The organism is Streptomyces sp. NPDC093261, from assembly GCF_044753645.1.
In the GTDB taxonomy this organism is placed as follows: Bacteria; Actinomycetota; Actinomycetes; order Streptomycetales; family Streptomycetaceae; genus Streptomyces.
On sequence record NZ_JBIVNO010000007.1, the window covers coordinates 67013 to 86188 of the forward strand.

15 protein-coding genes, 1 tRNA gene and 1 pseudogene are annotated in these 19176 nt (G+C 71.0%); 9 read left to right on the forward strand and 8 right to left on the reverse strand.

The features are described 5' to 3' along the window. Positions 1–28: 28 nt before the first annotated feature. Positions 29–613 (reverse strand): hypothetical protein, encoded by a 585-nt coding sequence (locus tag ACIP94_RS17275; RefSeq protein WP_402425824.1) that lies wholly within the window; start codon positions 611–613, stop codon positions 29–31. A 309-nt stretch (positions 614–922) separates the two neighbouring features. Further along, entirely contained in the window at positions 923–1765 is an 843-nt protein-coding gene (locus ACIP94_RS17280) for a MurR/RpiR family transcriptional regulator (RefSeq protein WP_402425826.1), read from the reverse strand. A gap of 395 nt (positions 1766–2160) precedes the next feature. On the opposite strand from ACIP94_RS17280, the gene ACIP94_RS17285 reads away from it, so the two are divergent. The 3 genes and pseudogenes from ACIP94_RS17285 to ACIP94_RS17295 all read left to right on the forward strand — a co-directional run bounded on the left by ACIP94_RS17285 (position 2161) and on the right by ACIP94_RS17295 (position 3733). Then, complete coding sequence (locus tag ACIP94_RS17285; protein WP_402425828.1) at positions 2161–2502, forward strand: hypothetical protein; 342 nt, start codon at positions 2161–2163, stop codon at positions 2500–2502. 169 nt (positions 2503–2671) lie between these two features. Beyond that, positions 2672–2797 (forward strand): annotated as a pseudogene (locus ACIP94_RS17290) (shikimate kinase); the annotation flags it as partial. Between the two features lie 510 nt (positions 2798–3307). Continuing rightward, positions 3308–3733: a hypothetical protein gene (locus ACIP94_RS17295; RefSeq protein WP_402426245.1), complete on the forward strand. Its 426-nt coding sequence runs from the start codon at positions 3308–3310 to the stop codon at positions 3731–3733. 442 nt (positions 3734–4175) lie between these two features. On the opposite strand, the gene ACIP94_RS17300 is transcribed toward ACIP94_RS17295, so the two are convergent. After that, positions 4176–5564, reverse strand: coding sequence for a cystathionine beta-synthase (locus tag ACIP94_RS17300; RefSeq protein ID WP_402425830.1), 1389 nt, complete (start codon positions 5562–5564; stop codon positions 4176–4178). A 176-nt stretch (positions 5565–5740) separates the two neighbouring features. On the opposite strand from ACIP94_RS17300, the gene ACIP94_RS17305 reads away from it, so the two are divergent. From ACIP94_RS17305 to ACIP94_RS17315, 3 genes are all read left to right on the forward strand, one after another. Continuing rightward, on the forward strand, positions 5741–6772 hold the full coding sequence (locus tag ACIP94_RS17305) for an SGNH/GDSL hydrolase family protein (protein WP_402425832.1): 1032 nt from the start codon (positions 5741–5743) through the stop codon (positions 6770–6772). 625 nt (positions 6773–7397) lie between these two features. Then, a complete protein-coding gene (locus tag ACIP94_RS17310) occupies positions 7398–8618 on the forward strand; it encodes an acetyl-CoA C-acetyltransferase (RefSeq protein ID WP_402425834.1) in 1221 nt (406 codons plus the stop codon). A gap of 266 nt (positions 8619–8884) precedes the next feature. Beyond that, the gene (locus ACIP94_RS17315; RefSeq protein ID WP_402425836.1) at positions 8885–9703 is read left to right on the forward strand and encodes a hypothetical protein; all 819 of its coding nucleotides are present in this window, start codon (positions 8885–8887) and stop codon (positions 9701–9703) included. Positions 9704–9772: 69 nt separating this feature from the next. Here ACIP94_RS17315 and ACIP94_RS17320 read toward each other — a convergent pair whose 3' ends face one another. After that, positions 9773–10084: a hypothetical protein gene (locus ACIP94_RS17320; protein ID WP_402425838.1), complete on the reverse strand. Its 312-nt coding sequence runs from the start codon at positions 10082–10084 to the stop codon at positions 9773–9775. A 101-nt stretch (positions 10085–10185) separates the two neighbouring features. Between ACIP94_RS17320 and ACIP94_RS17325 the strand changes: the two genes are divergently transcribed. After that, positions 10186–10413, forward strand: coding sequence for a DUF4287 domain-containing protein (locus ACIP94_RS17325; RefSeq protein WP_402425839.1), 228 nt, complete (start codon positions 10186–10188; stop codon positions 10411–10413). A gap of 93 nt (positions 10414–10506) precedes the next feature. Here ACIP94_RS17325 and ACIP94_RS17330 read toward each other — a convergent pair whose 3' ends face one another. Together ACIP94_RS17330 and ACIP94_RS17335 are read right to left on the reverse strand one after the other, a co-directional pair. After that, complete coding sequence (locus tag ACIP94_RS17330) at positions 10507–11394, reverse strand: Bax inhibitor-1/YccA family protein (protein WP_402425841.1); 888 nt, start codon at positions 11392–11394, stop codon at positions 10507–10509. A gap of 610 nt (positions 11395–12004) precedes the next feature. Next, positions 12005–12087, reverse strand: a tRNA-Leu gene (locus ACIP94_RS17335). Between the two features lie 428 nt (positions 12088–12515). Between ACIP94_RS17335 and ACIP94_RS17340 the strand changes: the two genes are divergently transcribed. Then, positions 12516–13286, forward strand: a complete 771-nt coding sequence (locus tag ACIP94_RS17340; RefSeq protein ID WP_402425843.1) for an ABC transporter ATP-binding protein — start codon at positions 12516–12518, stop codon at positions 13284–13286. A gap of 95 nt (positions 13287–13381) precedes the next feature. Next, positions 13382–15910, forward strand: a complete 2529-nt coding sequence (locus ACIP94_RS17345; protein ID WP_402425845.1) for an ABC transporter permease — start codon at positions 13382–13384, stop codon at positions 15908–15910. Between the two features lie 92 nt (positions 15911–16002). On the opposite strand, the gene ACIP94_RS17350 is transcribed toward ACIP94_RS17345, so the two are convergent. Together ACIP94_RS17350 and ACIP94_RS17355 are read right to left on the reverse strand one after the other, a co-directional pair. Then, the gene (locus tag ACIP94_RS17350; protein ID WP_402425847.1) at positions 16003–17298 is read right to left on the reverse strand and encodes a class I SAM-dependent methyltransferase; all 1296 of its coding nucleotides are present in this window, start codon (positions 17296–17298) and stop codon (positions 16003–16005) included. Between the two features lie 274 nt (positions 17299–17572). Then, positions 17573–18952, reverse strand: coding sequence for an NAD(P)/FAD-dependent oxidoreductase (locus ACIP94_RS17355; RefSeq protein WP_402425849.1), 1380 nt, complete (start codon positions 18950–18952; stop codon positions 17573–17575). Positions 18953–19176: the final 224 nt, after the last annotated feature.

Below are 19176 nucleotides of genomic sequence, written 5' to 3' on the forward strand. Positions count from 1 at the left end.
CGTCCGGCCCGTCCGCACCCGGCCCGCGCTACACGAGCTCCGCGGTACGGCGGCGCGCCCCGCCCGGGGCCGCGTCGCCGGCCGCGATGCCGGTGCTGCGGCAGCCCTTGACCGGCTTGCCCGCGGGCGCGCCGCCGCGGCGGTCGAGCCAGTCGACGCGCACCCACAGCAGGGCGTCGTCGGCGCGCTCACGACGACCGAGCCAGGCGGCCTTCAGCCGCAGCCCGGCGCCCGTCCCGGCGAGCAGCATCCCGCCGGCGGCGGGCACCGCGAAGGAGCAGGCGAGCGCGGCGACGAAGGCGGCCAGCAGCCACCAGCGGTGCCCGCGCCGCCAGATCCGGACGGTGACGTGGCGGTCCTGGAGCACGTCGTACTTGCCGGCGCGGACGGCGCCCCGCGCGAGGGCCGCGTACCGCTTGCGGCGAACGGAGGCGACCACGGCCGCGGCCACGACGAACAGCGCGGCGCCGGCCATGACGCCGATGCGCCGTCCCGTCACTCCGGGCACCAGGATCCCGATGCCGGCCGCGAACACCCCCAGCCACCACAGCGGTGCGGCTCCGGCCCGTACAACGACGGCCACCCGTGCCAGTCCCTGACCTCCGCGCGCCACCTCAGCCTCCCGTCTCACCCGGTCCAGCGCCTTGGTGCGCGCAGGCTAGCGAGCCAACGTGAGACGAGTCTGAAAAAACGGGACCAGGGTGGCCGGAGCAGCGGAAGCCGCCCCGGAACGCCCCAGGGACCGGTACCGGGAACACCGCGGGGACCGGTACCACGCGACCAGACGCTGACCGGTACCACGCGACCAGACGCCCCAGGGACCGGTACCGGGAACACCGCGGGGACCGGTACCACGCGACTGAACGCCCCAGGGACCGGTGCCACGGGAACATCCCAAGGACCGGTGCCGGGAACGCCCCGGCTACTCCACGAACAGCCCCCGGGTCGCCGCCCGTGTGTCGAACTCCTCCAGGCGCGCCTGGGCCTCCGGCAGGTCGTCGCACATCGCCTCCAGCAGGACCCGGCCGAGCAGCATCGGCGCGCAGGCCGTGTCGAAGGCGAGCCCCGTGCCGACGGCGGCCGGCAGCAGCAGGTCCGAGACCTTGGCCACCGGAGCGAACACCGAGTCGGCGACCGTGACCACCGTCAGCCCCGCCTCCCGGGCGTAGGCGAGGGCGTCCATGACCTCACGCGGATGCCGGGGCAGCGCGAAGCACAGCAGGGCGCTCGCACCGGCCCGTACGGCCGCGTCGATGCGGTCGTTCAGCATCGTGCCGCCCTCGTGCAGCAGCCGTACGTCCGGATGGACCTTGGCGGCGAAGTACGCGAAGCCGTACGCCTGGGAGGCCGCGGCCCGAAGGCCGAGCACGGGCAGCGGGCGTGAGGCTGCGAGGATCCGCCCGGCCTGCTGCACGGGCCCCGGGTCGGCCAGCACCTCGGCCAGGTTCCTCAGATTCTCGATCTCGGCCTCGACGGCCTGCTGGTACTCGTTGTACGCGCCGGGGTCGGCCGCCTGGTCGACGGGCGCGACCTCCCGCAGATGCTTGCGCAGCGCCGGATAGCCGTCGAAGCCGAGGGCGACCGCGAACCGGGTGACCGACGGCTGACTCACCCCGGCAAGCTCGGCCAGCTCCACGCTCGACAGAAACGGCACATCGGCGGCGCGCCGCACCATGCTGTGCGCGATACGCCGCTGGGTCGGCGTGAGCCGGTGCCCCTCGAAGAGCGCCTGCAGCCGTGCCGCAGGGCTGTCGGTCACGCTCATCACGTCCTCCCCCTCCAGAGATTCCGCACACCGGGCCGGCACCGACGCGACGGGCTCCGCCGCCCGGCCCACCGGAGGCACCGGTGCGCGGCCGGCCACCAGACGGTACGCACCGCGGGCAGTGGTGTCTCACCTCAGGGCCCGGTTCCGGGTCGTGCCCACCTATTCAAACACCCAGAACCCTGCATGGCGATATGCAGGCGGGGGCGTCCGCCGTTGTGCGGTGCATGACGGATCCGATCGAGCGGTTGGTGCCGGATGAGTCGAGAGCTGCGCAAGCGCCGGATCCTGCCGGCGATCTCCCGTAGGGGCGCTCCCAACATCAAGGACCTGGGGCGTGTGCCTGGTTCGGGCAACCGGCTCTGCTCGCCGAGGGAGCGCTGCCCATCGCGACGGTGAGCGAGCCGTACCGGCTGCGGCGGATGACCGAAGAGCTGCTGGAAGCCGTGGACAGGCCCTGGAGGGTCACGTACGAAGGCGTCGGACTCGAGGGGGTGGCCGCGGCGAACAGGTCCGGCCTGGGAGTCAGCCTGCTCTTCGCCGGTGCCGAGGCCGTATGGGGGCTGCGCCCTCTCTTACCGGCTTCGCTCGCCGACCCGGACCGGTCGCTTCCCGTGACGCTGCGGGTCGCCGCACACCTTGGTGAGGCGCTGGGCGATTCCGTGCTGCGGGCTGCCGGAGCGGCAACAGACCCTGACACTAGGCTTGGTTCGCTGGTTCCACAATCTACGAACTAGCCAGCTCGGCAGGGGACTTCTGCCGGGGCAAGCGCAGTCTTTCCGCCACGACACGCTGCGCCGGTGCCTCGGCCGAGCCGCGCGAGAAGTTCGGGGGCGACTCAGTGGCCGAGACCCGCCGCAACGTCCTGTCGTACCTCGACAACCTGCACATCCGATGAGCGGGTCGCTTCTCGTCCTGGTCGGCCCGATGAGGGTGGGCGAGTCCACCGTCGGGCAACTGCTCGCCGAGCACCTGAGCGTGGGGGGCCGAAACACCGACGACGACATCGTCGCCGAGCAGGAGCGCACGATCCGGTTCGTCCAGTGGCACGGCAGCAGGTCCTCAAGCACCCGGCGTCGGCCGCGTAAGCGCAAGGGCAGTGGCTCCTCCGGCGCCGCATGGGGTCGCGTCCCTTCTGTCAGGTGGTGTAGCCGATCAAGCCGCGGTATCGCGGCGGCGATGATCCGACGACGAAACCACCAAGTGTCCTTAAACCGGCACACACAGTGACTGTGTGAATGCCTACGGTGAACAGGCGCCGCGCTCAAAGCCCCCGGTGAGCGCGGCGCTCCTCCTCGCCCGAGGACCGTACGACACGTGAGGAAGCGTCATGATCCGCGCGGACCCCGCCTTCGGGCCGGCCCGCGTGGCGGCGGCGCGGTTCGACCTCGATACGGGCCTGGTCTCCCTGCCGGCCGGGCCGAGCCGACGGCCCCGCCGGGAGGTGCGCGGGTCCAGCCCGGCGGGCCCCCACCCCGAAGAGGGGGGCTTTCCCCAGTGCCACGGGCTCCCCGGCTCCCTAACGTGGTCCGCATGACGGCTATGGACGGGCGGGGCGCCGACCTCAAGAAGGAGCTGGACGCCACCCTGGGGGCCCGCAGGGAACTGGGCGAGGAGTACGACTCGGCGCTGGTCGAATCCTTCCTCGAGAAGGTCGACCGGCGCATCGACAGCGCGGTCGACCGCCGGTTGCGCAGACAGCTGGCGGAGCAGCAGATGGTGGTGGCGCGCGGCGCGCGGTCCCCGCGGGCGGCGGACTCCTGGGGCGAGCGCTTCGGCTTCGGCATCGTCTCGCTGGTGCTGGCCATACCGCTCTCAGCGATCGGCGGCCGCGTCGGCGACCTGCCCGGCCTGCTGATCACCTGGGTGGGCATCGTCGGGGTGAACTGGGTCCAGGCCGCCCGCACCACTCCCGGCCTCGTCGGCCGCCGCCACCGGCCCTCGGGGGACGGCGACTGGGAGGACTGACGCGCCGGACCGGCCGCAGGCGACCCGGGTTCCGGGGACCGGAGAAGACGGCCAGGGACCAGGGAACCGCGGGCCAGAGCCCGGGGTGAAGACCGCCCGCGAAAGACCCCCTGGGAATGAGTGCGCGGGGACCGCCGCACCCCCGTTGCCGGGGGGCGGGACGACGGCGGTCCCCGCGAGGGACGCGGGCCGGGTCAGGGCCGGGCTTGCGCGTCCGTGGCGTCCATGGAGGTCCGGGAGCCGCTCCGGAGGTCCCTGGCGCCGTTTCGGTTGCCGGCCGGGGCGGGGAGCCGCTCCCGCCCTGCCGACATCCCCTAATGTGCCCGACCCGTGTTAAGCGGGTGCTGCGCCGACGTGACGCGCTCGTACCACTTCCGGGAAGCCCTGCCCTCGGGTGTCACCACCCGTTCGCCGCCGGCGCGCCCGGTTCACCGGGCGTTGGTCACTGCTTTCCGCCCTTGGCCAGGAACGCCAGCAGGTCCTGCCGACTGACCACGCCGGTCGGCTTGCCCTCGACGATGACGATCGCCGCGTCGGCCGTGCCCAGCACGGACATCAGGTCCGCGACCGGCTCGCCGGAGCCGACCTGCGGCAGCGGCGCGGACATGTGCTTCTCCAGCGGGTCGTCCAGCGAGGCGCGCTTGGTGAACAGCGCGTCCAGCAGCTCGCGCTCGACGACGGAGCCCACGACCTCGGCCGCCATCACGTCGGGGTGGCCGGCGCCCGGCTTCACGATCGGCATCTGCGAGACGCCGTACTCGCGCAGCACCTCGATGGCCTGGCCGACCGTCTCATCGGGGTGCATATGGACGAGGGAGGGGATGCCGCCCTCCTTGTCGCTCAGCACGTCCGCGACACGGGCGCTCGGGCCGGCGTCCTCCAGGAAGCCGTAGTCGGCCATCCACTCGTCGTTGAAGATCTTGCTGAGGTAGCCGCGCCCGCTGTCCGGCAGCAGCACGACCACGACGTCGTCCGGCCCCAGCCGCTCGGCGACCTTCAGCGCCGCGACGACCGCCATACCGCAGGAGCCGCCGACCAGCAGCCCCTCCTCCTTGGCCAGCCGCCGGGTCATCTGGAAGGAGTCCTTGTCGGACACGGCGACGATCTCGTCGGCGACGGTCCGGTCGTACGCGGTCGGCCAGAAGTCCTCACCGACGCCCTCGACGAGGTACGGCCGCCCGGAGCCGCCCGAGTACACCGAACCCTCGGGGTCGGCGCCGACGACCTTGACCCGGCCGTCGCTGGCCTCCTTGAGGTAGCGCCCGGTGCCGGAGATCGTCCCACCCGTGCCGACGCCCGCGACGAAGTGGGTGACCTTCCCCTCCGTCTGCTCCCACAGCTCGGGGCCGGTCGAGTGATAGTGCGAAAGGGGGTTGTTGGGGTTGGAGTACTGGTCCGGCTTCCAGGCGCCGGGGGTCTCCCGGACGAGCCGGTCGGAGACGTTGTAATACGAGTCCGGGTGCTCCGGGGCGACCGCCGTCGGACACACGACCACCTCGGCGCCGTACGCGCGCAGGACGTTGATCTTGTCGGTGGAGACCTTGTCAGGGCACACGAAGATGCACTTGTAGCCCTTCTGCTGGGCCACGATCGCCAGGCCCACGCCCGTGTTGCCGCTGGTCGGCTCGACGATCGTGCCTCCCGGCTTGAGCTCGCCGCTCTCCTCGGCCGCCTCGATCATGCGCAGGGCGATGCGGTCCTTCACAGAGCCGCCCGGGTTGAAGTACTCGACCTTCGCGAGGACGGTCGCCTGGATACCGGCGGTCACGCGGTTGAGTCTGACCAGCGGGGTGTTGCCGACCAGGCTGATCATCGAGTCGTGGAATTGCACCGTTGTCTCCGGTCGCTTGCAAAAAAGTGGTCGTGATGGTGCCGCCAGCGTAAGCGCTCCCGCGCCGGGACGGTCCGAAGAGCGGACGCCCCGGCGTTCACACGCCGTTGAGATTGGACGACGGTGCGTACGGGGCAAGCAGTGGTTGTACGGCTACGAGGAGGTGGCGGCGACGCATGTCGAGCATGTCGAGGGCGAGGGTGGCCCGGCGCATCGCGGCGGGCGCGGCGTACGGCGGTGGCGGAATCGGCTTGGTCGGAGCGGCCGCGGCCGGGCTGCTGCTCGCCGAGGTGCAGATGGCCAAACGGCATGTGGGCAATGGGCACAGCCCCCAGCCGCCGAGCGCGGACGGCCTGTACGGGCGAGGGTACGCCGGCCTGGACGAACCGCCGCTGAGGCTGATGATGCTCGGCGACTCCACGGCCGTGGGGCAGGGCGTGCGCCGCTTCCGCCAGACTCCGGGGGCGCTCTTGGCCTCGGGGCTCGCGGCGGTGGCCGAGCGCCCCGTGGAGCTGCGGGTGGTGGCCCTCCCCGGGGCGCAGTCGGACGACCTCGACCGTCAGGTCGCGCTGGCGCTGGAGGAGCCGGACCGGATCCCGGACGTCTGCGTGATCATCGTCGGCGCGAACGATGTGACGCATCGCATGCCCCCGACGCGCTCGGTGCGCCATCTGTCGGCGGCCGTGCGCCGGCTGCGCACGGCGGGTGCCGAGGTCGTGGTGGGCACCTGCCCCGACCTCGGGACCATCGAGCCCGTTCAGCAGCCGCTGCGCTGGCTGGCCCGCCGAGCCTCCCGCCAGCTGGCCGCGGCGCAGACGATCGGCGTCGTCGAGCAGGGCGGCCGTACGGTGTCGCTGGGTGATCTGCTGGGCCCGGAGTTCGAGGCGAACCCGCGCGAGCTCTTCGGCCCCGACAACTACCACCCCTCGGCCGAGGGATATGCCACGGCGGCGATGGCGGTCCTGCCGACGGTCTGCGCGGCCCTGGGCCTGTGGCCGGCGGACGAGGAGCGCCCGGACGCGTCCCGCCGGGAGGGCTTCCTGCCGGTCGCCCGTGCGGCGGCGGAGGCGGCCTCGGAGGCAGGCACCGAGGTCACGGCCGCTCTGCCGACGGGGCCCCGGGGGCCCTGGGCCCTCCTCAAGCGGCGCCGCCGGCGGCGTCTGCCGACCCCGGACGCGAGTCCGGCCGCCGAACGGGAACCGCTCTGACCCGGCGCCGCACCAGCCGTCTGCCCGGGGGTTCGGCTGCCGTCGCCATCCCCCGGCACGGCTGCCCCGCCTCGCCCCGTATCGGGGTGAGGCGGGGCGGAGTCGCGCCTCACCCGGCTGGAGAGTCGATCGCGGGAGCCGGGAGGGGGCGCCGGGCCGGGCGCCGGGACCCGGAAGCGGCCCCCGGAGCCGGAAGGAGAGGTCAGGTGCCGGGACCCGGAAGCGGCCCCCGGAGCCGGAAGCGGCCGCCGGACACGGGAAGGCCGCCGGACACGGGAAGGCCGCCGGACACGGGAAGGCCGCCGGACGCCGGAAGGAGGCGTCGGGCGCCGGAAGGAGGCGTCGGGCGCCGGGAGCCGGGACCCGGGAGCGACCGGCGGGACCCCGGAAGCGGCCGCAGGAGCCGGTAGCGGCCGCAGGAGCCGGTAGCGGCCGTGGGATTCGAAGGCGGCCGCCGGGGGCCGTAGGGCCGCGTGCACGGCCTCCTCCAGCCCGCCCCGACCGACCAGGAAAAGCAAGCGCTTAGAAAAGTGCGGTCCGAGTCACACCCCACGGCCCGTGACCTCCACCGTACGTACGGGTAACTTCCCCCACAGCCCTGCCTCCCTCGTGCAATGGAGCCGTGATGCCCGAAGCCGTCATCGTCTCGACCGCCCGCTCGCCCATCGGCCGCGCCGGCAAGGGTTCCCTCAAGGACCTGCGCCCCGACGACCTGACCGCGACCATCATCCAGGCGGCGCTCGCCAAGATCCCCGAGCTGGACCCGAAGGACATCGACGACCTGATGCTCGGCTGCGGCCTCCCCGGCGGCGAGCAGGGCCACAACCTCGGCCGCATCGTCGCCGTGCAGATGGGCATGGACCACCTGCCGGGCTGCACGATCACCCGCTACTGCTCCTCCTCGCTGCAGACCTCCCGTATGGCCCTGCACGCCATCAAGGCCGGCGAGGGCGACGTCTTCATCTCGGCCGGTGTCGAGACGGTCTCCCGCTTCTTCAAGGGCAGCTCCGACGGCCTCCCGGACACCCCCAACCCCCTCTTCGCCGAGGCCGAGGCCCGCACCGCCGCCGTCGCCGAGTCCGGGAGCGACGAGTGGCACGACCCTCGCGAGGACGGCTCGCTCCCCGACCCGTACATCGCGATGGGCCAGACCGCCGAGAACCTCGCCCGTCTGAAGGGCATCAGCCGCGAGGAGATGGACGAGTTCGGCGTCCGCTCGCAGAACCTCGCCGAGCAGGCCATCGCCAAGGGCTTCTGGGAGCGCGAGATCACCCCGGTGACCCTCCCCGACGGGACGGTCGTCAGCAAGGACGACGGTCCGCGCCCCGGCGTGACCATCGAGGGCGTGGCCGGACTGAAGCCGGTCTTCCGCCCCGACGGCCGTGTCACCGCCGGCAACTGCTGCCCGCTCAACGACGGCGCCGCCGCCCTGGTCATCATGAGCGACACCAAGGCCCGGGAGCTGGGGCTGACGCCGCTGGCCCGGATCGTCTCCACCGGCGTCTCCGGCCTCTCCCCCGAGATCATGGGCTACGGCCCCGTCGAGGCCAGCAAGCAGGCCCTGAAGCGCGCCGGCCTCACCATCGGCGACATCGACCTCGTCGAGATCAACGAGGCGTTCGCCGCCCAGGTGATCCCCTCCTACCGCGACCTGGACATCCCGCTGGACAGGCTGAACGTCAACGGCGGTGCCATCGCCGTGGGCCACCCCTTCGGCATGACCGGCGCCCGTATCACCACCACGCTGATCAACTCGCTCCAGTGGCACGACAAGCAGTTCGGCCTGGAGACGATGTGCGTCGGCGGCGGCCAGGGCATGGCGATGGTCATCGAGCGCCTGAGCTGACCCGCCTCGCGCCCCTCGCGCAACGGCCCGAAGCCCCTGTCCCTCAGGGCTTCGGGCCGTTTTGTGATCCAATCTCCCTCAGGATGTGACGTATCTCCCTCCGACTGGGGTTCACGCAGGTCAGAGCCGTTTTCGGGGGAGGTCCTCCCACCGGGGAGCTGTCCGTTTCGTGACGTTACGCACTGACAGCTGGTTAGTCCACCCTTCAAGCTGATGTTAGGAAGTCCGGGGCCGACCTTGAACCGGGAGTACCGTCAGTGAGCGCCATGCCGATTGCTCTGCTGCTCACCACGACCGCCACCGCGGGCGTGGGCGTCGCCGTCCTGTGCAGTGTGCGCGCCCTGCGCCGACAGATCGCGGCCCTGCACAGCGAACTCACCGAGGGCCGCGCCGCGCGGGCACAGGGCCTGGTGCCCGCCGCCCGCCCCAGCGCGGACGCGGCGGAGATACGCACCGCCGTGGCCGAGGCGCTCGCCGACGAGCGGGAGCGTGAGCTGGCCGAGGCGCGGGCCTTCTGGGCCGCACAGGAGGCCCGGGACATCGCCGACGCCCCCAGCCTGTTCGGCCTGCCCGACAGTGAGCTGTTCGTGCCTCGCCAGTCGGACTTCGCGGGCCTGGAGCACGACAGCCTGGAGCCGGTGGCGGAACCCTCCTTCGAGAAGAACGAGTTCGCTCAGAACGCCTCCGCGGACGAGGGACCCGCGGGGGACTCCGCCGAACTGGCCGCCGCCCGCCGCCGGCACCCCTCGCATCCCGACTTCGTCCCGTCCCCGTCCCCCGTGGTCAACGACCACGAGCGCACGGTCGCCCGCCTCGAGGAACTGGCCGCCGCCCGTACCGAACTGGCCGATGTGCGCCCCGGCCCGCTGGGAACTCTCGACGTCTATGTCTTCGCGGACGGTACGACGCTGTGCATGACCCCGGGCCACCGCGAGACCGCGGAGCGCCTGACCGCGGCCCTGGACGCCGGCCGCGCGCCGGTCCTGCTCGGCGGCTCGGGCGTCTCGGGGGCGTACGCGCTGACGTTCGAATGCGGCGACGAGAGCGTCTACATCCTGGCGGACCGCGTCATCGCGACCCTGTGACAAGGCCGGTGGCACGAGGCGGCCACCGGCCCGCGTCCCACAAGGTCTCAGCGCCGGAGCGCCCGCGCCTCAGACCCCGGCGCGTCGCTGTGCCTCCCGCACAAGCGCCACGGCCCGGGCGAGTTCCTCCTCGTCACTCAGGACGACCGCGAGATCGTGTGCGGCGACCGTGATCTGGTCGGCGACCGCGAACATCCCCGCGTCCGGCATCTCGCGGGGCTCGGCCGAGGGGTCCTCCAGGAGCTGTGCGCGGCGCGCCAACTCCCTTGCCAGGCCGAGTGCCTCGGCCGCGGCGCTCCGTTGCAGCCGGCTCTGGGGAGCGGCGCGCAAGCGGTCGGCGAAGTGATCCACAGCCTGGGTCAAAGGCGTCGTATCAAGCACGCGGCGAGACTACGCGTCGCGGCGGGACTGTTGCCAACAGGCGAACACTCAGGCACGGTGACTTGAAGGACCGGCTTCGTCGAATGCGTCCGGAGGCGCCGATGTCCCAAGTCTTCTCCGAGGAGACCCATCGCAATCTGCTCGCCCGCATCCCCCACTGCACCGGTCGTGAAGTCTCCGACTGGCTGCGCACCGTCGCCGAAGGCCCCGCTCTCTGCTTCGAGGAGAAGGTCAGCTGGCTCCGGCACGAGCACAATCTCGCCTACGGCCACGCCAAGGCGATCATCCACGAGTACGACCTGAGGAGGGCCGCGCGCAAATTCGCCTGAGCGCGCACCGCCGAACCCGACTCCACACGCCGAAGGGCCCCCGAACCGTGGTTCGGGGGCCCTTCGGCACAGACTGACCGGAACCGGCCGGTACTAGTCGTTACTGCTGAAGATGGCGACCAGGCGCAGCATCTCCACGTAGATCCACACGAGGGTCATGGTCAGGCCGAACGCGGCCAGCCAGGACTCCTCACGCGGCGCGCCGTACGCGATGCCGTCCTCGATCTGCTTGAAGTCGAGGGTGAGGAAGAACGCGCCGAGCAGGATCGCGACGATGCCGACGAGCGCGCCCAGCGGGCCCATGCTGCGCAGCCCGCCGTCGGGGGCGGCACCGAAGGCGACCAGCAACAGGTTGACCGCCATCACCAGGACGAACGCGATGGCGATGGCCATGCCGATACGGGCGTAGCGCGCGGTGACCCGGATCCAGCCCGCCTTGTAGACGAGCAGGGTCGCGCCGGACACCGCCATGGTGCCGAGCACCGCCTGGAAGGGTGCGCCGGCCCACCGCGTGTTGTACATCTCGCTGATGACGCCGAGGAAGACACCCTCGAAGGCGGCGTACCCCAGGATCAGCGCGGGCGAGGGGGTGCGCTTGAAGGACTGCACCATCGCCAGCACGAACGCGATCAGGGCGGAGCCGATCGCGATGCCGTAGCCGGTGGACGAGACCGGCAGCAGCGTCCAGGCGAGGATCGCGCCGACGGCGACCGTGCCGAGCGTCATCGCCGAGCGCATGACGACGTCGTCCATCGTCATCCGGCCGGTGGTGGCCGGGGCCTGCGGCGGGGCGCCGTACTGCGTCTGCTGGGCGTAGGGGTTCTGCGCGTAGGGGTTGCCGCCCGCGTACGGGTTCTGCGCGTACGGGTTGCCCTGCGTGCCGGCAGCGGCTCCCCCGGCCTGCGGGGCGGTGTTGAAGCCCGCGTAGCCGTTGTCACGGCTGAATCCCCGTCGCGAGAAGACCGGGTTGCTGCTCCTCATTTCACTCCTCCATGGCCACCCTGCGTGGCCTTGGCTCAAGAGTAATAGGTGGGCAAAGGATTGACCCTACTGCCTGAGGAGGATCTTTCCCTCGTCCTTGCGCGCAACACGCTACGCACCTGCGTGATTCCCGCCACCGATGCGCTCCATCCATGACGGATCCGGAACAGAGCCGAGACCGGCCAGGGATGAACCGCGAACCGCCCTTCACCCGAACGGACGGCCGCGACCACCGACACCTTCACCCGGACGGCCTCCGAGGCCTCACCCCGACGTAACTCCGGGGTCTGCCCCCAAGGGTCCTACGGACCGGCCTGCGGGACGCCCGAGGTGGAAGCACGTCCGGGCCGCGGCCTCGTGGCCGGGGCGTGGCCTCGTGGCCGGGGCGTGGCCGCTCAGTTCCCGCATCGTCGCGCCTCCCGGCCTCGTAGCCTGGACTCCTTCCCTCTTCCCCCCGTCACTCAGCGTCACGCGCATGCCATCGCACAAGTTCACAAGGGGCACGGCACACGGAGGCGAAGACGTACGCGGTCGGGCGGAAACACAACCAGCGGGCCACCGTCGCGTCACTTCGACAGTGGCCCGCGGCCTGCCGCGGCAGGTATGGAGGTGCCCGGAACCGGACTTGAACCGGTACGCCCGCGAGGGGCAGCGAGGTTTAAGCTCGCCGTGTCTGCATTCCACCATCCGGGCAGGCCATGGGCTCCGCATGGAGCGTCCTGAGCCTATCGGGAGGCATCCCTCGAACTGCGGGCGCACGGTGCGATGTTGTCTTATTTTATTGAGGTCTGAGGGTGCATCAGCCGCCGGTAGGGGCCATCCGCACTTGCCAATAGCCTTTCGGGCAACCATGGGCCGCGTATGCGGAATGACGGGATTTCACCGCCCTGAAGGAGGGCACCACGACCAGCCCGTATCGGCTGACCAACCGCTTTCCGCTCCGGGCGGTCCCCGGCGCGCTCTCAGGGGCGCCTGTCATCCCCAGGTAGGACACCGACGGGCACCGTCCGACTGAAGGCTGCCCCGGGAACGGGAACAGCGGCTGACTCCACGGGACCGAAGCGGCGCCACGATGGAACACGTCCCCTTGACCGTCGTCGTCCCGACAGGAGCACCCGCCCGTGACCAGCACCCCCCTCGCCGACCGAACCACCACGGTGGCCGCCCGCGCCACGGATCTGTCGAAGGTCTACGGACAGGGCGAAACACAGGTGGTGGCCCTGGACCGGGTGACCGTCGACTTCCAGCAGGCCCAGTTCACCGCCATCATGGGACCCTCCGGCTCCGGCAAGTCGACGCTCATGCACTGCGTCGCCGGTCTCGACACCTTCTCGTCCGGCTCCGTCCGCATCGGCGACGTCGAACTGGGCTCGCTGAAGGACAAGCAGCTCACCAGGCTGCGCCGGGACAAGATCGGCTTCATCTTCCAGGCGTTCAACCTGCTGCCCACCCTGACCGCGCTGGAGAACATCACCCTCCCGATGGACATCGCGGGCCGCAAGCCGGACAAGGCGTGGCTGGACACCGTGATCCAGATGGTCGGGCTCTCGGGACGGCTGAGCCACCGTCCCGCACAGCTGTCCGGCGGTCAGCAGCAGCGTGTCGCGGTGGCGCGGGCGCTCGCTTCCAAGCCGGACATCATCTTCGGCGACGAGCCCACCGGAAACCTGGACTCGCGGTCGGGCGCGGAGGTGCTGGGCTTCCTGCGCAACTCCGTGCGGGAGCTGGGGCAGACGGTGGTGATGGTCACGCACGACCCGGTCGCGGCGGCCTACGCGGACCGGGTGATCTTCCTGGCGGACGGCCGGATCGTGGACGAGCTCCACGAGCCGAGCGCCGACGCGGTGCTGGACCGCATGAAGCGGTTCGACGCCAAGGGCCGCACGAGCTGAGGTCCCTGAGTCCCCACCCCGGGGTCCCCGTCCCAGGGTCCCCGTCGGCCTGATCGGCCCGTCAACCCGTCCCCGCCCCCAGCCCAGGAAGAGAAATGTTCCGTACCGCCCTGCGCAATGTGCTCGCCCACAAGGCCAGGCTGCTCATGACCGTCCTCGCCGTGATGCTCGGCGTCGCCTTCGTGTCGGGCACCCTGGTCTTCACCAACACCATCTCAAAGGCCTATCAGAAGAGTTCGGCCAAGGGCTTCGACCAGGTCGACGTGGCCATCCGGCCCGAGGGCCGCCAGGACACCGGCGACAGGATCGGCAAGGAGCCCCGGCTCACCCAGGCCCTCCTCGACAAGGCCGCGAAGGTCCAGGGCGCCAGGTCGGCCATCGGCGTCGTCAGCGGCTTCACCGCCATCGCCGACAAGCACGGCAAGCTGCTCGGCGACGGCTTCCAGTCCCAGGGCGGGAACTACTGGAAGACCGAGGACCCCCGGTACCCGCTCGTCGGCGGGCACGCCCCGAAGGGCGAGGACCAGATCCTCATCGACTCCAAGACCGCCGAACGCGCCGGATACAAGGTGGGCGACACGGCGCGGCTGTCGATCGACGGCCCGGTGCTGACCCCGAGGATCACCGGCATCTTCACCACCGACGACGGCAATGTGGCGGCCGGCGGCAGCCTCGTCCTCTTCGACACCGCCACCGCGCAGCGCCTGTTCCACGAGAACGGCTCCTACGACGAGATCGATGTGCAGGCGGCCTCGGGCACCAGCCAGATCGCGCTGCGCAACGCCCTCGACGGGATCCTGCCGAAGGACACCGCCTCCACCATCACCGGCAAGCAGCTCGCCGACGACCAGGCCAAGCAGATCGCCGACGCCACGAGCAGCATGCGCACCGCCCTGCTGGTGTTCGCGGGGATCGCGCTGTTCGTCGGCACGTTCATCATCGCCAACACCTTCACCATGCTGGTCGCCCAGCGCACCAAGGAGCTGGCGCTGCTGCGCGCGGTCGGCGCCTCCCGCCGGCAGGTCACACGGTCCGTGCTCATCGAGGCGTTCGTGGTCGGCGCGGTCGCGGCCGTCACCGGTCTGGTGGCCGGCATCGGCATCGGCGCCGGGCTGCGCTCGCTGGTGGGCTCCCTGGGCGGGACGGTTCCGGACGGGCCCCTCGTCATCACCCCGGGCACGGTCGTGGCCGCCCTCGCCGTAGGCATCCTGATCACGATGCTGGCCGCCTGGCTGCCGGGCCGGCGCGCGGCGAAGATCCCGCCGGTCGCCGCGATGAGCAGCGTCCACGCGAAGGCAACCACCAAGTCCCTGGTCGTACGGAACACGATCGGCGCCCTGCTCGCCACGGCCGGCATCGCCACCGTGCTGTACGCCACCACGCTGAACACCTCGGACGGCCAGGCCCCGATGGGCCTCGGCGCGGTCCTCCTCATCATCGGTGTCTTCGTGCTCACCCCTCTGCTGTCCCGCCCGCTGATCGCGGCCGCCGCGCCGGCGATGCGCGTCTTCGGGATCGCCGGGAAACTGGCCCGGCAGAACTCGGTGCGCAACCCGCGCCGCACCGCGGCCACCGCCTCGGCCCTGATGATCGGCCTGACCCTGATCACCGGTCTGACGGTGATGGCGGGCAGCCTGCAGACCGCGATCGACAAGATGGCGTCCTCCGCCATCAAGGCGGACTACGTGGTGTCCATGGCGAACCGCCACGAGCTGTCGCCCGACATCGAGAAGACGCTCCGGACGACGGACGGCGTCACCGCGATCAGCCCGCTGCGCAACGCTCCCGCCCGCATCGAGGGCGACACCGAGTACGTGACCGGCGTCAACGGCGCCGCCATCGGCAGGCTGACGGACCTGACGGTCGACGCCGGCACGTTCAAGGTCGGCGGCGGCCAGGTCGCCGTGGACGACGAGACCGCCAAGTCCCACCACTGGACGGCGGGTTCGCGGTTCACGATCGCCTACGAGGACGGGCGCAAGCAGCAGCTGACGGTCGCCGGTGTCTACCAGAGCACCGAGATGATGCGCGGCATCATGCTGGACAACGCGACACTCTCCCCGCACCTGAGCGATCCCGCCGACATGCAGATCATGGTGAAGATGTCGGACGGCGCCACCGCGTCGGCCAAGAGTGCGTTGCAGAAGGCGCTCGGCGACAACCCGGCCATCCTCATCCAGGACAAGAAGGACATCTCCAACAGCATCGCGCAGATCTTCACGCTGATGCTGAACATGCTCTACGGACTGCTGGCCATGGCGGTGATCGTCGCCGTCCTCGGGGTCATCAACACCCTGGCCATGTCGGTCTTCGAGCGCTCGCAGGAGATCGGGATGCTGCGGGCGATCGGCCTGGACCGCAAGGGCATCAAGCGGATGGTCCGGCTGGAGTCCCTGGTCATCTCGCTGTTCGGCGGAGTGCTCGGCATCGGCCTCGGCGTGTTCTTCGGCTGGGCGGCCGGTGAACTGCTCGGTACCAAGATGTCGACGTACGAGCTGGTCCTGCCCTGGGGCCGGATGGCCGTCTTCCTCCTCCTGGCGGGGGTGGTCGGCGTCCTGGCCGCCCTGTGGCCGGCCCGGCGGGCGGCACGTCTGAACATGCTGGCGGCCATCAAGTCGGAGTAGCGGCAACCCCCACGAAGGGGCCCCGTTCCGGGTGGAACGGGGCCCCTTCGTCGTAGCGTCACCCGCTTCGCACGGGCTTGTCCGTACCGGGGTCAGACGTGCCAGGTGCGGGTGCGCAGCGGCAGCCCGGACGCTCCCGCTTCCGGCGTCCGCACGGCGAGGACCTGGTTGACGCCGATGCGGTTGCGTTCGAAGGCGAGGGCGGAGGCGGCCATGTACAGCCGCCACACACGGGCGCGGCCGGGGCCGGCGAGGGACTGCGCACGGCCCCACTGCGCCTCCAGGTTGGCGACCCAGGCGCGCAGGGTGAGGGCGTAGTGCTCGCGGAGCGACTCCGTGTCGCGGACCTCGAATCCGGCGCGCTCCAACTGGGTCACCGTGGTGCCGACGGGGGCGAGTTCGCCGTCCGGGAAGACATAGGCGTCGATGAACGCGTCGACGGAGTACGCGGACTCGTCCTGCTGGGGGCGCCGCGCGATCTGGTGGTTGAGCAGCCGTCCGCCGGGCTTCAGCAGGCCGTACAGATCGCGGGCGTACTCCAGATACCGTGCGGCGCCGACGTGCTCGGCCATGCCGATGGAGGAGATCGCGTCATAGGGGCCGTCGACGACGTCCCGGTAGTCCTGCACCCGGATCTCGACGCGGTCGGCGAGGCCCTCCTCGGCGATCCGCTTGCGGGCGTAGGTGGCCTGCTCCTGGGAGAGGGTGACGCCGACGACGCTCACCCCGTGCTCGCGGGCGGCGTGGATCGCCATCGAGCCCCAGCCGCAGCCGACGTCCAGGAGACGCTGACCGGGCTTCAGGCCGAGCTTGCGGCAGACGAGTTCGAGCTTGTCGCGCTGAGCGTCCTCCAGGGTGGCCTCGGACGCCTCCCAGTAGGCGCAGGAGTAGACCATGGACGGGCCGAGGACGATCTCGTAGAAGTCGTTCCCGACGTCGTAGTGGTGGCTGATGGCGCGTTTGTCACTGCGCCGCGTGTGGAGGTGGCCGCGGGCTCTGCGGATCTCCTCACGGGGCGGTGGGGGCGGCGGGAAGGGCCCGGCCAGCCGGGCGAGACCGCGGACGGCGGCGCGCACGGCGGGGTCGCGGGCCGCCTGGAGGAGGGTGCGGGCGTCGTCACCGCGCTCCCAGACGAGGCCGGCCATCAGGTCCAGGGCGGTGTAGAGATCGCCGTCGATGGTGAGGTCCCCGGCGACCCAGGCACGGGCGAGCCCCAACTCCCCCGGCTTCCACAGCAGGCGGCGCAGGGCACGGCGGTTGCGTACGACGAGGGCGGGAGCGGCCGGGGGGCCGGCTTCCGAACCGTCCCAGGCACGGATGCGCACCGGGAGCGGTACTCCCAGCAACTGTTCGACGAGGCTCTTCAGCCGCGGCGCGGCGTCGGCCATGGTGCACACCTCCGATGGGGGTATCCCCCGCTCCCACCGGACGGAGAACCGCACGGGGCAGCCGGGGAAGGGTTCCGGGATGTCCAACACCACGTAAACACCTGCGGGGCCGGGCCGCAGTCCCCCGATGGCGTTACGGCTGGGCAAAATGCCCGTGTACGAGGCCGGTGGGCGCCGCTTTGCGAGGTCAGGCACCGAAAGCACGCCGAACGCCGAAGGGCCTCCCGCACCACGGATGGCGGGAGGCCCTTCGGCTGGATCGGTGACCTCGGGGTCAGGAGGCCTTGGCCCTCTCCTCGGTCTTCGCCGCGGCGACCGGCGCGGGCTTGGCGGCCTCGTAGAACTCCTCGCGCGGAGACTCGATCGCGCCGAGCGAGACGACCTCGCGCCTGAGGAACATGCCGAGCGTCCAGTCGGCGAAGATCCGGATCTTGCGGTTCCAGGTCGGCATCGCCAGACCGTGGTAGCCACGGTGCATGTACCAGGCGAGACGGCCCTTGAGCTTGATCTTCGTCTTGCCCATGACGATCATCGCGACGCCCTTGTGCAGACCGAGGCCCGCGACCGCGCCCTTGTTGGCGTGGCTGTACTCCTTCTGCGGGAAGCCCCGCATGCCGGAGACCACGTTGTCGCCGAGGACCTTGGCCTGACGCAGCGCGTGCTGTGCGTTCGGCGGGCACCAGGCGTTCTCGTTGCCCGCCTTGCGGCCGACGAGGTCGGGCACCTGGGCGTTGTCACCCGCGGCCCAGATGTAGTCGGTGCCCTGGACCTGGAGAGTGGCGGCGGTGTCCACGTGACCGCGCGGACCGAGCGGGAGGCCGAAGCGGGCGAGCGCCGGGTTCGGCTTGACGCCGGCCGTCCACACGATGGTGTTGGAGTCGACCTCGAGGCCGTTCTTGAGCACCACGTGGCCGTCGACGCAGGACTCCATGGAGGTGGAGAGGTAGACCTCGACACCGCGGCCCTCGAGGTGCTCCTTGCCGTACTGGCCGAGCTTGGGACCGACCTCGGGGAGGATCTTGTCGGCGGCGTCGACGAGGATGAAGCGCATGTCCTCACGGGACACGTTCTTGTAGTACTTGGCCGCGTCCCGGGCCATGTCCTCGACCTCGCCGATGGTCTCCGCGCCGGCGAAGCCACCGCCGATGAAGACGAAGGTGAGCGCCTTGCGGCGGATTTGCTCGTCGGTCGTGGAGTCGGCCTTGTCGAGCTGCTCGAGGACGTGGTTGCGCAGGCCGATGGCCTCCTCGATGCCCTTCATGCCGATGCCCTGCTCGGCGAGGCCGGGGATCGGGAAGGTGCGGGAGACGGCGCCGAGCGCGATGACCAGGTAGTCGAAGGGCAGCTCGTACGCCTCGCCGACCAGCGGGGCGATGGTGGCGACCTTGCGGTCCTGGTCGATGGTGGTGACCCGACCGGTGAGGACCTCCGCCTTGGGCAGGACGCGTCGCAGCGGGACGACGACATGCCGGGGGGAGATGCTGCCGGCGGCGGCTTCGGGGAGGAAGGGCTGGTAGGTCATGTACGAGCGCGGGTCGACGACCGTGACGGTCGCCTCGCCGTAGCGCATCTTCTTCAGGATGCGTCGAGCTGCGTACAGGCCTACGTACCCACCGCCTACTACGAGGATCCTGGGACGCTCCGTGGTGCTCATGCCATCGAGTATCCACCCGCCCCTGGGGGGTCGCTCGTGCGCCCCTTCACAAGCTTGGGTAGGCCATCTGCTACACTCCGCGACTCGCGTGACGGAGATCATGACATCGTCGGGAACCGCCAGGCAGGGCGGATCGTTGTCAAGGCCGTGTGAGCTGCCCCTCCGGGCCTTCACCACCCTCTCACCGAGCCTCGACCGGACAAACGTGACAGACGCCCGTAACG

Coding starts and splice junctions, on each gene's coding strand:
- ACIP94_RS17345 (WP_402425845.1), top strand. CDS start 13,382: ATGTTCCGTACCGCCCTGCGCAATGTGCTCGCCCACAAGGCCAGGCTG.
- ACIP94_RS17315 (WP_402425836.1), top strand. CDS start 8,885: ATGCCGATTGCTCTGCTGCTCACCACGACCGCCACCGCGGGCGTGGGC.
- ACIP94_RS17310 (WP_402425834.1), top strand. CDS start 7,398: ATGCCCGAAGCCGTCATCGTCTCGACCGCCCGCTCGCCCATCGGCCGC.
- ACIP94_RS17355 (WP_402425849.1), bottom strand. CDS start 18,952: ATGAGCACCACGGAGCGTCCCAGGATCCTCGTAGTAGGCGGTGGGTAC.
- ACIP94_RS17305 (WP_402425832.1), top strand. CDS start 5,741: ATGTCGAGCATGTCGAGGGCGAGGGTGGCCCGGCGCATCGCGGCGGGC.
- ACIP94_RS17280 (WP_402425826.1), bottom strand. CDS start 1,765: ATGAGCGTGACCGACAGCCCTGCGGCACGGCTGCAGGCGCTCTTCGAG.
- ACIP94_RS17330 (WP_402425841.1), bottom strand. CDS start 11,394: ATGAGGAGCAGCAACCCGGTCTTCTCGCGACGGGGATTCAGCCGTGAC.
- ACIP94_RS17295 (WP_402426245.1), top strand. CDS start 3,308: ATGGACGGGCGGGGCGCCGACCTCAAGAAGGAGCTGGACGCCACCCTG.
- ACIP94_RS17350 (WP_402425847.1), bottom strand. CDS start 17,298: ATGGCCGACGCCGCGCCGCGGCTGAAGAGCCTCGTCGAACAGTTGCTG.
- ACIP94_RS17325 (WP_402425839.1), top strand. CDS start 10,186: ATGTCCCAAGTCTTCTCCGAGGAGACCCATCGCAATCTGCTCGCCCGC.